The sequence below is a fragment of the Qipengyuania sp. NPDC077410 genome (assembly GCF_044543405.1).
GTDB lineage: Bacteria > Pseudomonadota > Alphaproteobacteria > Sphingomonadales > Sphingomonadaceae > Qipengyuania > Qipengyuania pacifica.
The window spans coordinates 381403-396225 of sequence record NZ_JBITWB010000002.1; the positions used below are offsets into that span (position 1 = coordinate 381403).

General features: G+C 61.2%; 10 protein-coding genes. 5 read left to right on the forward strand and 5 right to left on the reverse strand.

The features are described 5' to 3' along the window. Nucleotides 1–21 precede the first annotated feature (21 nt). Entirely contained in the window at nucleotides 22–1698 is a 1677-nt protein-coding gene (locus ACIGGE_RS09805) for a M28 family metallopeptidase (protein WP_397490199.1), read from the reverse strand. A gap of 70 nt (nucleotides 1699–1768) precedes the next feature. Further along, nucleotides 1769–3685 carry a DEAD/DEAH box helicase gene (locus ACIGGE_RS09810; RefSeq protein WP_397490200.1) on the reverse strand — a complete coding sequence of 639 codons (1917 nt, stop codon included), beginning with the start codon at nucleotides 3683–3685 and terminating at the stop codon, nucleotides 1769–1771. 267 nt (nucleotides 3686–3952) lie between these two features. Here ACIGGE_RS09810 and ACIGGE_RS09815 point away from each other — a divergent pair, with 267 nt between their 5' ends. From ACIGGE_RS09815 to ACIGGE_RS09835, 5 genes are all read left to right on the forward strand, one after another. Next, the gene (locus tag ACIGGE_RS09815; RefSeq protein WP_397490201.1) at nucleotides 3953–6841 is read left to right on the forward strand and encodes a TonB-dependent receptor; all 2889 of its coding nucleotides are present in this window, start codon (nucleotides 3953–3955) and stop codon (nucleotides 6839–6841) included. Further along, nucleotides 6841–7854 (forward strand): phytase, encoded by a 1014-nt coding sequence (locus ACIGGE_RS09820; RefSeq protein ID WP_397490202.1) that lies wholly within the window; start codon nucleotides 6841–6843, stop codon nucleotides 7852–7854. The genes ACIGGE_RS09815 and ACIGGE_RS09820 overlap by 1 nt, the downstream gene beginning before the upstream one ends. 94 nt (nucleotides 7855–7948) lie before the next feature. After that, nucleotides 7949–8500 carry a sigma-70 family RNA polymerase sigma factor gene (locus ACIGGE_RS09825; RefSeq protein ID WP_397490203.1) on the forward strand — a complete coding sequence of 184 codons (552 nt, stop codon included), beginning with the start codon at nucleotides 7949–7951 and terminating at the stop codon, nucleotides 8498–8500. Next, nucleotides 8493–9251, forward strand: a complete 759-nt coding sequence (locus tag ACIGGE_RS09830) for an anti-sigma factor domain-containing protein (RefSeq protein ID WP_397490204.1) — start codon at nucleotides 8493–8495, stop codon at nucleotides 9249–9251. The genes ACIGGE_RS09825 and ACIGGE_RS09830 overlap by 8 nt, the downstream gene beginning before the upstream one ends. Nucleotides 9252–9492: 241 nt before the next feature. Then, nucleotides 9493–11616 (forward strand): YadA-like family protein, encoded by a 2124-nt coding sequence (locus tag ACIGGE_RS09835; protein WP_397490205.1) that lies wholly within the window; start codon nucleotides 9493–9495, stop codon nucleotides 11614–11616. An 88-nt stretch (nucleotides 11617–11704) separates the two neighbouring features. Here ACIGGE_RS09835 and ACIGGE_RS09840 read toward each other — a convergent pair whose 3' ends face one another. From ACIGGE_RS09840 to ACIGGE_RS09850, 3 genes are read right to left on the reverse strand one after another with little or no spacing between them, the layout of a single operon-like run. Further along, entirely contained in the window at nucleotides 11705–12634 is a 930-nt protein-coding gene (locus tag ACIGGE_RS09840) for an acyl-CoA thioesterase (protein ID WP_397490206.1), read from the reverse strand. A 56-nt stretch (nucleotides 12635–12690) separates the two neighbouring features. Then, complete coding sequence (locus tag ACIGGE_RS09845) at nucleotides 12691–13569, reverse strand: transcriptional regulator (protein ID WP_397490207.1); 879 nt, start codon at nucleotides 13567–13569, stop codon at nucleotides 12691–12693. Then, nucleotides 13566–14741 (reverse strand): GNAT family N-acetyltransferase, encoded by a 1176-nt coding sequence (locus ACIGGE_RS09850; protein WP_397490208.1) that lies wholly within the window; start codon nucleotides 14739–14741, stop codon nucleotides 13566–13568. The genes ACIGGE_RS09845 and ACIGGE_RS09850 overlap by 4 nt, the downstream gene beginning before the upstream one ends. Between the last annotated feature and the right edge of the window lie 82 nt (nucleotides 14742–14823).

The window sequence follows — 14823 nt, forward strand, 5'->3', positions numbered from 1 at the left end:
GCCTGCATTTTCTCGGTAGGCTTAGTGCGCGCCCCTCGCCCCTGCGCTTTCTTCGCGCACTTGCTTGAACTCGGAGCCGTCCTTCCATTCAGGCCAGTGCTCGCTGTTTGCTAGCTCGGCGCCCATATCGCGGAACAGGGCGATGTCCTCCACCGCTCCTGCAAGGTTCCAGTCTTCGCTCCAAGCGTCGCAGGCGGCGTGGTAGCAATCACCGGTGTAGGCATCGACCCACGCCTGACCGGCGTCGTTACCGCCTTCGACCAGATCGGAAGCGCCCGCGATGCCCATCATCAGCATTACCGGCACGCCGCGCTTGGCAAGGCTGAAATGGTCGGCTCGATAGAACAGGCCACGTTCGGGTAGGCTTTCCTCGCTTACAGTACGCCCCTGGGCCTGCGCAAAGCGGGCAAGATCGTCTTCCAACGTACTTTGCCCTTTACCGACCAGGATCACATCCTTCGACCGGCCCGCGGTTTGCAAGATGTCCAGGTCGAAATTGGCGACGGTCTTGTCCAGCGGATATATCGGATTGGCGGCATAGTATTCGGATCCGAGCAACCCGCGCTCTTCCGCAGTCCAGAAGGCGAAGATCACGCTGCGTTCGGGCGCGGGGCCACTCTTGAATGCGCGGGCGATTTCAAACAGCCCGGCAACGCCCAGCGCATCGTCATTCGCGCCTGCGCGGTAGATGCGGCCCTGTTCGTCCGGTTCACCTTCACCATAGGCGTCCCAGTGAGCGCCGTAGATTATACTTTCGTCCGGTTTTGATGTGCCGGAGATCTTCGCCAGTACATTCTGGCTCTGAACTACATCGCTCTTTACGGGGAACGATGCGGAAAACGTCGTATCAAGATCGACAGGTTTGAAATCCCTGCGCCGCGCAGCGATGCTCAGTTCGGCCAGATCCTGCCCGGCAGAAGCGAACAGCGTTTCGGCGGTTTCTCCTGAGATCCAGCCCTGCAGCGCAAGGCTGGTGATATAATCCTCGGGGCGGACGACATCGTAATTCTCGCCCCCAGGGCTCTCCACGACATTCCAGCCATAACCAGCACCCGGTGTTTCGTGGACGATCAGCGCGCCGATCGCCCCCTGCCGCGCAGCCTCTTCGAATTTGTAGGTCCAGCGGCCGTAATAGGTCATCGTACGGCCCCCGAATGTGCCCGCGACTTCTTCACCATCCTGGGCATGGAAATCCGGATCGTTCACCAGGAACACGGCGACTTTTCCCTTGAGGTCGACACCCTTGAAATCGTCCCAACCTCGTTCTGGCGCATCGACACCGTAGCCGACAAAAACCAGCGGGGCGTTGTCGATAGCGGCCGTATCGGACGGCTGCAGGGTCGACACGTAAATATCTTTCGGGAAGTTCAGATTTTTGGTCGTGCCGCCATGTTTGAACGACAGGGTCCCCGGGGTGCCAAGGCGCGTGTGAAGCAATGGCACCTTCTGGGTCCAAGTACCGTCTTCGCCGCCCGGTTCCAGCCCCAGTCCCTGCAAACGCCCGATGAGGTAACCGATGGTCCGTTCTTCGCCGACCGTTCCAGGCGCTCGTCCCTCAAACTGGTCGGAAGCCATGGTGCGCACGGTTTCTTCCAGCTTGTCCGGATCGATGCCCGCCGGCTCTCCTTCCGGCTGCTGCGCGATCGCAGAAGTGGTGAAGAACAGGGCAGTCGTTATGGCGAGGCTGCGTAGGATCATGGAACGCTCCGGCTAGGGCAAAGCATTACCCTAGCCGGTGTGTTCATAGGTGCAAGGTCAGCGGCCCACTTCAGGGCTTGGGCGGTTTACCCTTCCCCTTGAAGGGCTTGCCCTTCTTGAAGGGTTTGCCGCCGGCAGGTTTGTTATCGCCGGGTTTTCCCCTGAAGCCGCCGCCGGGTTTGCCCTCGCCAGACTTGCCCCGGAAACCGCCACCGGGTTTGCTGTCGTTGGTCTTGCCGCGGAACCCGCTGCCCTCCGGCTTCCCATTGCCGGACTTCCCTCTGAAGCCGCCGCCGCCGCCGGGCTTCCTGTTCAGCGGGCGAGCGTGGACTTTGCCACCGCCACCATGCTTGCGGTTCTCACGCGCTTCGACACGTGGGCCTTCCGGTGCTTCGACAATGGCAATGGCGTCCTGTTCGTCATCGGGGCTTGCTGTGCGCTGCACAGCATCCGCGAACTTGGCAGCAATGGGACGGGGCACCTGAAACCAGGTTTCATGCTGGCCAATGCGGATCGCACCGATTTCATTCCGCGTGATGTGCCCGCGGCGACAGATCAGCGGTAGAATCCAGCGCGGCTCGGCATTCTGGCGTCGCCCGATGTCCATGCGGAACCACACGACATCTTCGAAGCCGGGACGGTGACGTTCGGCCTTGGCCTTTTCACGTGCTTCGGGCGTGTTGGCGAGCAGTTCTTCCGGCTCGGGCATTTCCGCCCTGTGCGCCTGCACCAGTGCAGCGGCGATATCTTCCGGGGCCATACGGGTCATGATGTCGGCAGCGAGTTCGCGATCATACTCTTCGATTTCGCGCGGTGCCGTGAGGTTCTCGATCAGACGGGTACGGTCTTTTTTCCGGATGGCTTCCGGAGTCGGCGCATCGATCCATTCGGCTTCGATCTGTGCGCCCCGCAGCATGCCTTCCACCCGGCGGCGCCGGTTGTGGGGGACCACAATGGCGGCGATACCCTTTTTGCCCGCACGGCCTGTGCGACCGGAACGGTGCTGCAGCGTTTCCGCGTCGCGCGGTATCTCGACATGAATGACGAGGCTCAAGGTCGGAAGATCGATACCGCGAGCCGCAACGTCGGTCGCCACACACACGCGTGCGCGGCGGTCTCGCAGTGCCTGAAGGGCCTGATTGCGTTCGCTCTGCGAATGCTCACCAGAAAGCGCGACCACGCCGAAGCCACGGTTCTGCAAGGTCGCGTGAAGGCGGCGGACGCTTTCGCGAGTGGCGCAGAAGCAGATTGCCGTCTCAGCCTCGTGAAAACGCAGCAGGTTGACAACCGCGTTTTCGATTTCCGACGGCCCGACAGCAACGCCCTGATAGGCGATATCGCCATGTCCACGCGTTTCGCCGACCAGCGAAAGCCTCAATGCGTTGCGCTGATAGCGTTCGGCCAGCCGTTCGATCGGGCGGGGCATGGTGGCGGAGAAGAGAAGCGTGCGGCGTGTCTCGGGTGTCGCGTCGAGGATTTCCTCGAGATCTTCGCGAAAACCCATGTCGAGCATTTCGTCCGCTTCGTCGAGTACCACGCCGATAAGGCCCGACAGGTCCAATGCGCCGCGCTCGATATGGTCGCGCAGGCGCCCCGGGGTGCCGACGACGATGGCCGGTCCGCCACGCAGGTTGCGCCGTTCCTTGCTCGCATCCATCCCGCCGACACAGGTTGCGATGCGCAGGCTTGCACCTGCAAAAAGCCACCCAAGTTCACGGCTGACCTGCAGCGCCAATTCGCGCGTTGGAGCCACTACGAGCACGAGGGGGGTCTCGCTCAATGGCGAGCCGCCGAGGTCGCTCAGCAACTGGTCGGCAAGGGCCAGGCCGAAGGCAACCGTCTTCCCGCTGCCGGTCTGAGCGGAAACGATCAGGTCGCGACCATGCGATTCGGCTTCGGTCACGGCCTTCTGAACGGGGGTGAGCGCCTCGTAGCCACGAGCGGTCAAAGCCTCGCCGATCACCGGTGGGAGGTGGGAAAACGACATTGAATTCTTTCTTTTGGGCGCGGGGCTCGGCAGGGGGTGCCGGCTCGTCGCGGAGCGGGCACGGCCCGCAATCGCGTGCGCCCTACACGCAAATTGCGCGTTTGGCCCGCATTATTTGCACTGACGGTCGGTCGAGCGCTCGCAAGGCCCGGCATTGTGACAAATGAAAGGCAAAAATAGCGCATTTGTCGTCAAACCGCCTCCGTGCGGCAATCAACCGGTCAAACACCGAAGCTAGGCGGCCCTCAACTTACTCGGAGGGCAACCATGAAAATCAGACATTCCCTATTCGCCGGCGCTGCAATCGCCGCCATGTCACTTCCCGTTCTTGCTCATGCTGGCGAGGTCGCCGGGACGGTTTCGGATACAAGTAACACCATTGCGCTGCGTAGTGCGCAGGTCCGCATTGTCGAACTGGACCGCGTGACAGCAACATCGCGAGACGGCTCCTTCCTGTTTGCCGATGTTCCGGCTGGCGATTACACGCTGGAAATTACGTATGTCGGTGCGGAAACCGCCACCCGGTCGATCAGCGTCCCCGCTACCGGCACAGTGCGCGAGGATGTTGCGCTCGCAGGTTTCGGGGATGATGAGATCCTGGTGGTTGGTCAGGCTGCCAACTTGTCCAGCGCGCTTTCGCGCAAGAAGGAAGCCGATGGCATCTCCGATGTGTTGACGCGCGATGCGATCGGCCAGTTCCCCGACCAGAACGTCGCCGAAAGCTTGCGCCGCCTGCCCGGCGTGAACGTGCTGAACGATCAGGGGGAGGGGCGCTTCGTATCGGCGCGCGGCCTCGATCCGGAGCTCGTATCGACCTCACTCAATGGGGTCCGTTTGCCTTCACCCGAAAGCGATGTGCGCTCGGTCGCGCTCGATGTTATCTCCAGCGACATCATCGAATCTATCGAAGTGAAGAAATCGCTCACTCCCGACATGGATGCCGACACAATCGGTGCTTCGGTCGAAATCCAGACAACCAGCGCTTTCGATCGCAAGAAGGACTTGCTGATCGTCAAGCTCGAAGGGAGTTATAACGATTACGCCGACGCACTGACGCCGAAAGCAAGCCTCGATTTCGCCACGCTTCTTAGCGACAATTTCGGCATATCCGGCGGCGTTTCCTATTATCGACGCAAGTTTGAAACCGACAATATCGAAGCCGACGACTGGATCGACGAGGGCGGCATCGTTCCTCTCGAACTGCAGTATCGCGACTATGACGTGGAACGCGAACGGATCAGCGGCACCTTGGGCTTCGATTTTCGCGCCAGCGATACCACCGACCTTTACGTCAAGGGGACGTGGAGCCAATTCGACGATCAGGAATATCGCCGCCGGCTGACGTTCGACATGGGCGACTTCGAGGATTACGGACCGACCAGCTTCGCCAACGGCATCGCAACGTTCAACGATGCGACCATTCAAGATCCGGAAAGCGACGATCCTGCCGACACGGTGCGCCAGCGGATCGGCGTAGAACGCGATATCAAGGACCGTTTCGAACGCCAGCGGATCTGGTCTGTCGTTGCAGGCGGAAAAACCGATACGGGAACCTGGTTCGCTGACTACTCTGCCAGCTATGCCCGCGCTTCCGAACGCGAGAATGGCAGCGTCGACCCGGCAGAATTCCGCCAGCGTTTCTCGGACGACGGCCTCGAAATCGGCTTCGATCTGACGGATCCGCGCGTTCCGCTCTACACCGTCAATTCCGATCCGGGCAGCTTCTACGATCCGGCAGCTTACGAACTGACCGATATCGAATACACCGCGCTTTCGGACGCGAGTGACGAGGAATGGGCGGGACGCGTTGACTTCGGGCGCCGGTTCATCACGGACGGGGGTGAATTCACGGTTCAGGCCGGTGCCAAGGGCCGCTGGCGGGACAAGCGTTACAATGCCAACATCGAATTTTACGAGAACGACAGTTTCACGCTGGACCAGGCTCTGGGCTCTGCCACCTATCGCCTGATTTCCCTCGAACCGATGGCGAGCAACACCGGTGCCAGCGACTTCTTCCGCGCAAATCGTGACGATTTCGAATTTGTTGCACTCGATAGTGCCTTCGATTCAGCGGTGTCTGACTATTCGGTCGGCGAAGACATCATGGCTGGTTATCTTCTTGGCCGGTGGGACAGCTCCACTCTGCGTGTCATCGGCGGTCTGCGTTACGAACACACCAGCAACGACATTCGCGGCAATCTCGTCACGCTCGTCGAGGAAGGGGGCACTTTGCCTGATGGGGGTGAAGCCGCCGACGACACTGTGCTCGTCGAACCCACCACGATCGACAAGAACTATGGCAACTGGCTGCCCAGCCTGAATGTCCGTTTCGAGCCGACCCGGAACGTGGTTCTGCGCTTAGCCGGATACCGCAGTCTCGTGCGCCCAAAATTGTCGCGCCTTGCGCCTCGTTTCGCTGTCGAACAGAATGACGATGACGAGCGCGAAGGCGAGTTCGGCAACCCCGACCTTCTGCCGTACAAGGCGTGGAATTTCGATGCCTCGGCCGAATATTACATGAGCAGCACCGGTGCGATCACGGCCGGCATCTTCTACAAATCCATCAAGGATTACATCGTGGATGCCAATTTCGAGGGTGACGATCCGCCGTTCAACGGTGTCTACCGCGGGATTGAATTCGATGAGGCGGTCATTCCTCTGAATGGCGATACGGCCGAGGTGTTCGGCGTGGAAATCGGAGTTTCGCAGGCGTTTACCTTCCTGCCCGAACCGTTTGACGGGTTCGTCGTCAGCGGTAACTACACTTATACCGATGCAACGGGCACGGTGTTCACCGATGGCGACATTGCCGATCCTCGCAAGATCACGCTCCCCGCGACATCGAAGCATACTGCCAACCTATCGCTCGGTTACGATAAAGGACCGGTCGATATCCGCCTGTCGGGCACCTACCGCGACAAGTATCTCGACGAACTGGCTGGGACGGCCGAATACGATCGCTTTGTCGACGACCACTTCCAGCTCGATCTGTCGGCCAAATTTCGGGTCACCGATGGTATTCAGATCTTCTATGAATGGGTGAACATCAACAACGCGAAATATTTTGCTTACAACACGCTCGGCAACCAGCGTAACCTGTTCCAGTACGAGGAATACAACTGGACCATGAAGGGCGGCGTGAGGGGGACTTTCTGATGCGTAGCACACTTCCCATCCTCGCCAGCGTCAGTCTTGCCGCATGTGCGACTACCCCAATGCCCGGCGAGCCAGCCGTCCCGGTTTATGCCGTTGCAGAAACCGTGCCGGTAGCGACGGCGAATGAAGACGCTGCCGATGATCCTGCGATCTGGCACAACGCCGCATCGCCGAGCGACAGCCTGATCGTCGCGACCGACAAGAAGGGCGGGCTCTACGTCTATGGCCTCGACGGCGAGGTGAAGAGCTTCAGCGAACACCCTGCGCTGAACAATGTCGATCTCGTCGACATGGGCGATATGGGCGTGATCGTCTTTGCCAGTGACCGGAGTGATCCCGTAAATGCCGGCATCATGCTTTATCGGCTCGATACGGCGAAAGGCACGCTGACGAAGCTAGGTCGCGTCGCCACCGGTCCGGGCGAGGCTTACGGTATCTGCGGTACACGTCGCGGCAACACCCTTATCGTCTACACTGCCCCCAAAAGCGGGCGGATCGGGGAATGGGAAATCGCGCTCGACGCGGCGCCTGCCGCGCGCGAACGTCGCACAATGCAGGTCCGCACCCAACCCGAAGGCTGCGTTGTCGATCATCGCAACGGTACGCTCTACATCGGAGAAGAAGACGTCGGCATCTGGCGGTTCCGGTCCGATGCAACGACGGGCGAGCTGGTCGCCGAGGTGGACGGGCGCAAGCTAGTCGCCGATGTTGAAGGACTGGCGCTGGTTCCCGACGGCACCGATGGCGGCTGGCTCTATGCGTCCAGCCAGGGCGACAACACCTATATGCGTTATGCTTTGCCCGACATGACACCTGCAGGGCGGTTTCGCATCGCAAAAGGTGCTTTCGGCAGTGCCGAGGAGACCGACGGGATCGAAGCGATGGCAGGCGATTTCGGACCGGCATTTCCCGGCGGACTGTTCATCGCCCAGGACGGCATGAACGAAGGGAAGGCGCAGAATTTCAAACTGGTCCCGCTGGCTGAGATCGAGAAGGCGCTCGCGACCGAGTAAATACCTCGCGGACATGGTTTTCGCTGACAGAACCTTACCTTGACATCGATGCTCCGGTGGCGGACACATCGGTGTCAGGGGGTAGATGAGACGAATGTCGGCTGCGCGCGAGGAATTGACGGGGGCGATGGCCGGCATTGCTGGCGGCGATCGTAGGGCGCTTAAAACCGTCTATCGCCTGACGTCTGCCAAGCTTTTCGGCACAATCGCGAGGATCGTTCCAGACCGCGAACGAGCCGAGGATGTCCTTCAGGATGTCTATGTCAAAGTCTGGCGGCGTGCCGCGCGTTTCGACAGCCGCAAGGGTAGCCCGATTACCTGGCTATGCACGATCGCACGGAATACCGCGCTCGACGAACTGCGCCGTGACGGTCGGATCGTCGAACGGGCGGAAGCGACGCTGCCCGAAGTCGAAGACACCGATGTTCTTCCCGCCGACGAATGGTTGTGTGCGATGGAAGAGAGCGAAGCTTTGGCGCGCTGTTTGAAAAGGCTGTCGGGTGATCAGCGCCGTTCCATCAGGCTCGCGTTCTTCGATGGCTATTCATATTCCGAGCTTGCTCTCAAAATCGACGTTCCGCTCGGCACATTGAAGAGCTGGATCAGGCGCGGCCTTGCCGGTTTGAAGGGCTGCCTTGGTGGCTGATGACGAAGTAATTCAGTCGGACGACCCGTTCCTGACCGCGGGCGAACTCGCTCTGGGTGTACTCGAGGGCAGTGACCTGGCGGCCGCTCGTCGCTTGCAGCTTTCCGACGTGACCTTCGCGGCGGCGGTCGAATGGTGGGAGGCCCGGCTCGGCGCGATGAGTGAAGGAGCGCGGAGCGCTCTGCCCTCCGATGCTGTATGGCAGGGTATTGTTGCACGGATCGACGCAATTGATGCCCAGCGAGACATGCCGGCCGCAGCAGCGATGGCCCCTGTGCACGGGCGGGGCCCTGCGGGATGGAGCATTGCTGCTGCGCTCGTTGGCGTGAGCGCAGCAGCAGCGGCCTTGGTTCTCTTCCTGTCCACCCCAGCGACATCACCGATTGCACCGCCGGAAATTGCCGCAGTTGCGGGTGATCAACTTGTTGCCCAACTGACAGATGCGGAAGCCAATCGCAGTCTTGCGAGCCGCATCGATCCCGAAAGCGGGCAGCTAAGGCTCGCAATCGCCGGTCTGGAAGCGGAACCGGGCAAGACTCCCGAACTATGGGTCATTCCTGCAGGTGGTGCCCCGATATCTTTGGGCGCAATTCCCCAGCAGGGCAATTTCGCTCGTGACCTGTCGGTCGAGGAAAGCTCGTTGCTGGCGGCGGGAGCAACGCTGGCCGTCACTTTCGAAGACGACACGGGCGAACGGCACGAAACGCCTACCATGCCGATCCTGCTGGCAGGTCCTCTGGCGGAAGTCTGAGCCAAATCTCAAAATAATTCTCTGATACTATTCAGGGCGTTGAGATGCATATTCTTATTTTTCTGCGCGCGAGTGCATCCGATCGGGCTGCACGCAAGTAGCTGTTGGCGTCATCTCGATCGGGATGGCAGCCGAGACCCGTAGGTCTTCGTGCAGAACAAGGTGGAATAACCGCCAGCTGTGGGAGAGGATGGCCCGCGTCGATCGGCTTTCTGGTCCGTTAAAGGAAAGAGAAAGCATCATGATCAAGACTTTCGAAAATCGCATCGCAGCCGCGCTTCTGGCCGGTACTGCAGGCCTGGCATTTGCCACGCCTGCGCTGGCAGATGGAACCCCGGAATGTAATGCCGCCAATACAAATTCTACCGAGTGCGGCATCGATTCGGTTGCGACAGGTAACGGCGGCGTCGCCGTCGGAACAGGTGCCGTGGCAGATGGTACCGATGCAGTGGCAATCGGCAGCGACGATGCCGGAGCCGCCCCCGCTACCGCGACCGGCCCTTCCACCACCGCGGTCGGCGGAGAGTCGGTCGCTACCGGCCCTGGCGCAAGCGCTTATGGCTGGCAATCGATGGCGACCGGTGAACGCGCGACGGCGCTTGGCCATCTTGCGACGGCGCAAGGGGTTCGCTCTGTCGCTGTGGGCGAGAATGCCGATGCCCAGACAGACAATGCGACAGCGATCGGCAATGAATCGATCGCGAATGGCATCGATGCACTGGCTGTTGGTGACACGGCGATGGCAATGGGCAATTCGACCAGTGCAATTGGCGGCGAAAGCGTCGCAACCGGGCCGGGTGCGTCGGCCTTCGGCTGGCAAGCACTCGCAACCGCTGAACGCGCAACTGCTGTCGGGCATCTGGCAACCGCACAGGGTGTTCGCTCCGTCGCGATCGGTGAGAACGCCGATGCCCAGACGGACAATGCAACGGCGATTGGCAATGAATCGATCGCCAACGGTATCGACGCACTGGCTGTTGGCGATACGGCAATGGCCATGGGCAATTCGACCAGTGCGGTCGGCGGTGAAAGCGTCGCGACCGGACCGGGCGCGTCTGCCTTTGGCTGGCAAGCACAAGCCAATGCAGAGCGCTCTACCGCCTTGGGCCATCTGGCAACGTCGGATGGTTTCGCGTCGGTCGCAGTAGGTGAAGCTGCCGCTGCGCAGGGTCGTGGCGGCATAGCTATCGGCGGCAACACCGACGGTGGCGCATTCGGTGCCCTCGCAACCGATGACGCTGGCATCGCACTCGGCGGCGACGCCGAAGCTCGCGGCGTGGGCGCTATCTCCATCGGCAGCGATGGCGACGGTGATGGCGATGGCTCGGTTGCCGACGGTGTGGATGCACTTGCTCTTGGTGCAGACGCGACCGCTATGGGCAATTCGACCTCGGCTATCGGCGGCGAAAGCGTTGCCACCGGGCCGGGCGCGTCCGCTTTTGGCTGGCAGTCCTCTGCCGGTGCAGAGCGAGCCACTGCGCTCGGTCACCTCGCTACCGCGCAGGGCGTTCGCTCTGTCGCGATAGGCGAGAACGCCGATGCACAGACTGACTTCAGCACCGCGATCGGCAATGAAGCGATCGCCAATGGAGTGGATGCTCTGGCAATTGGCGACACGGCGATGGCGATGGGCAATTCGACCACCGCAGTCGGCGGCGAAAGCGTTGCGACAGGTCCGGGCGCGACAGCTTATGGTTGGCAGTCATCGGCTGGAGCGGAACGTGCCACGGCGCTCGGCCACCTTTCAAATGCCTCCGGTGTTCGCTCGGTCGCAGTAGGTGAAGCTGCCGCTGCGGCTGGCGATGGATCGATTGCCGTAGGTAATCTGGCCAGTGCGACGGGCACTAATTCGGTCGCCATCGGTAATGGCGCCAGCGCGACCAACGATGGACAGGTCGTGGTCGCTTCGCTCGACACAAGCACAGGATCGCAAGTCGGACCCATTGCTGTGGTAACAGCCGATGCCAACGGAACGCTGGGCGTCAGTTCGTCAGCAGGGCTGAGTAATCTTGCCAGCTTCACCGACGTGCAGGCAAACAGCGTGGCGATCGCCGGCAACTCCGCCGCTATCATGGATCTGCAGGGCCAAACCGGTCTCCTGTTCGACCTTGCTGCCGAAAACAGCGTGCAGGCCCGCCGTGCAAACGAAGGCGTGGCAATGGCGCTGGCCATGGAATCGCCAATCATCATGCCGGGTAAGCGCTTCGGCGTAGCGGGCGGCTTCGGCTATTATAACGACCGTGTCGCAGGTTCGGCTTCGGTTGGCCTCCGCGTAAGCGACAACACCGTGTTTACCGGTGGCCTTGGGGTCGGCTTCGACTCCGGCGAGGTGGGCGCACGCGCCGGGTTCCAGGCTTCCTGGTAATCCATCTGCCAGCTTCCTGAAGGACCAGGAAGGAAGGGCGGGGTGCCATGCATCCCGCCCTTTTTGCGTCTGCATCCGTTGGGCCGAGCTATTCGCCTGTCTTTACCCGTTTTCGCATCATCCCTTCCTGCGCGACACTGGCGACCAGTTCGCCCGCGCGGTTGAAGATGCGTCCGCGGTTGAAACCCCTCCCGCCACCGCTCCATGGGGCATCGGTGGCGTAGAGCAGCCATTCGTCGGCGCGGGCGGGGCGATGGAACCAGATCGCATGATCCAGGCTGGCACCGACGAGTTCGCCCCGCATCCAGCTAAGCCCGTGGGGCAACGCGCTGGTCCCCAACAAGGTATAGTCACTCGCGTAGGCGATAATCGCACGATGCAGTGCAGGGTTCTCGAGGATCGAAGGCAGATCGGAGACGGTACGGAACCAGGTATGCGCTCGGGGCGCGCGCGGTTCGCTGTTCATCCAGTGCAACTGATCGACCGTGCGCATGTCGATAGGTCGAGGGCGCAGGACGAGAGCGCGTTGCTGTTCGCCCATTCGGTCTCCAGCACGCTCGACCATGGCGCGGCGCATTTCCTGATCGCTCTTGAGTTCTTCGGGCGCTGCAACATCCGGCATGGCCACATCGTCATGCGACAGGCCGTCCTCCGGTCGCTGGAAACTCGCGGTCAGGTTCAGAATGGCGCGCTGCTCGCCAGTATCATCTGCCTGACTGGCAACGACGCGTCGATTGGCAAAACTGCGTCCGTCGAAGTCGCGCGCGGTACGATAGGCGATATCCACGCCCTCCTTCCCGCCACGAAGAAAGTAGGCGTGCAGCGAATGTGCTTCCAGCCCATCAGGCGCGGTCGCTTGCGCGGCTTGCAGGGCCTGGGCAATGACCTGACCGCCGAATACGCGCCCGACCCCGCCAGCTTGCTGCGGGGCGGTAAAGGCGTCTTCGCCGTCGCGGGACACAGTCAGCAGGCTGACGAGCTCTGCGACCAATTGCTCAGGGGACTGTTTTTCGCTCACTCCAATGGCTTTGCGGAGGGTTTACGTATCCGTCAAGCGCCCGACCTGTCAGCAAGTCACTTGGCGGAGCGGAAGGTCCTTCGCCAAGCCCGGTAGGCCAGTGACTTTGCACGATTGCTGGCTGGCCAGCGCCCCGGCGCACGCGGGTTGATGCCCCATTTCCGCACGATCCCGTTGAAGCAGCGGGAATCGGATTCAGCGTAGCTCCATTCGCTGCGCCAGGTGATGGAAAGCGAGATGGAACTGGCCGATCCATTGCGCACGAAATGCGGCGCCATGACAGGCACGTAGACGGCCTCTCCCGGATCGATCGCGAAGGCGGTGCCGCCGGGCAGCAAATCGTTGCTCCAAGGCAGTTCGCGCGGTCCGCCAAGGTGATAGCTTTCATGGACCTCATCGGGAGCATAGGTGGGGTTGCCCGCCGGGAACTGGGTCATGACCTTGTTGCCCTTGAGCTGCAGCAAGATGTTGTGTTCCGGATCGAAATGGTAGGGCGTGACAGCGTTCGGGCTGGATATGAAGATGAAGCCCTGCGGTGTCAGCATGGTGCCGGTCGTGGCCTCGATCATGGGGCGAAGCTCTTCCAGAAGCCCCATCAGCAGAGCGTTATATTCAGGGATTTGCTCGATATTCTTGAGCACTGCCCAGCTGTTGCTGGTGGCTATATGGCGAATGGTTTCGCCGATGGTGAGCCCGTTCGAACCTGGCTTTCCATCCACGCCTACCGGCAGATCTCCGCGGTTGTACTCGACGGAACGCTGCGGCAGAGCTTCCGCCAGACCGGCCAGCGCATCGAGCGCGAGGCGGTCGTCATCCTTCAAGTCATGGCGCAGGACGTGCGGTCTTTCGGGGTAATCACGTGCGAATCGAGCGTATGATTCACCCGAAAACACCCGTGTTCGGCGGGCGGTAAGCGTCTGATCGTGTGCGGTCATCGGTTGTTCTCCGACCTGCGGGCTTCGATTGATGTCAGAATGTCGCCGACCCCCCGGCGGATCGCGCCGCCGACCGGAATGGACAGGGAAACGATTTCGCGGCGATCGTCCCAGATCTGTTCGATCATGGGATGGCCGGCAGCCGCGCAGCTATCGGTCATCCCGATTTCTTCGCGCTCCAGCAGGGCGAGGTTTTCTACCTGCAACAGCATTCCGGGCGACAGTTTGTAAAGATCCTCGTCGAAAGCGGTCTTGAAGCTGTGGGCGAGGGGGGGCGTGACGAAATTGCAGAGCATCGCCACCGGCTTGCCGTCGACATGGAATGCCAGCCGCTCCAGCCTATGCTCCCGGGCCGCGCCGTGAAGGCTTTCACGGAAAAAACAAGCGGTTTGCCGCGCGCTGACGAGCGAGGAACTTTCCTGTCCTTTCCAGCCTGCATCTTCGAGCTTTAGAAACTGGTCGATCCATTCGTCCAGACAGTCCTCCCCTGTCGCTCTGGTAAAAATCGTATGGCCGGTTTCCTCCAGCCGCCGCCGCTTGCGAGACAATTCCTTGCGGCGCTTCTTTCCGAGGATGGAGACCAGATGAGCTTCGGGCGACAGACCGCGGCGAAGACAGGCCCGGCTAACGCGATGGACAACCCGGTTAGCCCTTCGCTTCGCCTTGCAGACACGGTTCAGCGTATCGAGAGCAATCCCGTCGCCGGGGAGACAAGCGATATGAAGGAACAGGCTCGATCGCCAATTACGGTCGCTCCAGTCGAGTAGGGCCGACCAGAACGCGTCTGCATGATCCCCCGCAATCAACGGTTCCCCGCAAAAGCTATTCGGGTGCATCCAGTTGCCGATGTGGGGCAATGGATGGCCGTGATAGTCGCGGGCCCGGTAAAGTGGCATGAGGCCCGCCAGTTCGCCGTCCACGACCAGTGTCGCCAGATGAACGGTGCCGCGAGGATCGAACTGCTCGAGTGAGGGCAGGACGAACCAGTGTTCGCCAAACGGATTGGGCGTGGCTGCGGACGCGGCAAGACGGCGCCACGATTGCACGAACTCCGTCGAAATGCAGTCTTTCCAGGGTCGTACGGAAAGCCCGTCGGGACCAATGGCGCGTGACCCGACGCTCGCGGGTTCCCCACGCCAGCCGTCTTCGATCAGGTCTTCGATCCGCGTCAATTGAAGGCGTCCCCTTGTCGGGCGATAGCATATATCGAAGCGCCTTAAACTTGCTTAATGCGCCAAACGCAAAGGGCGGCGG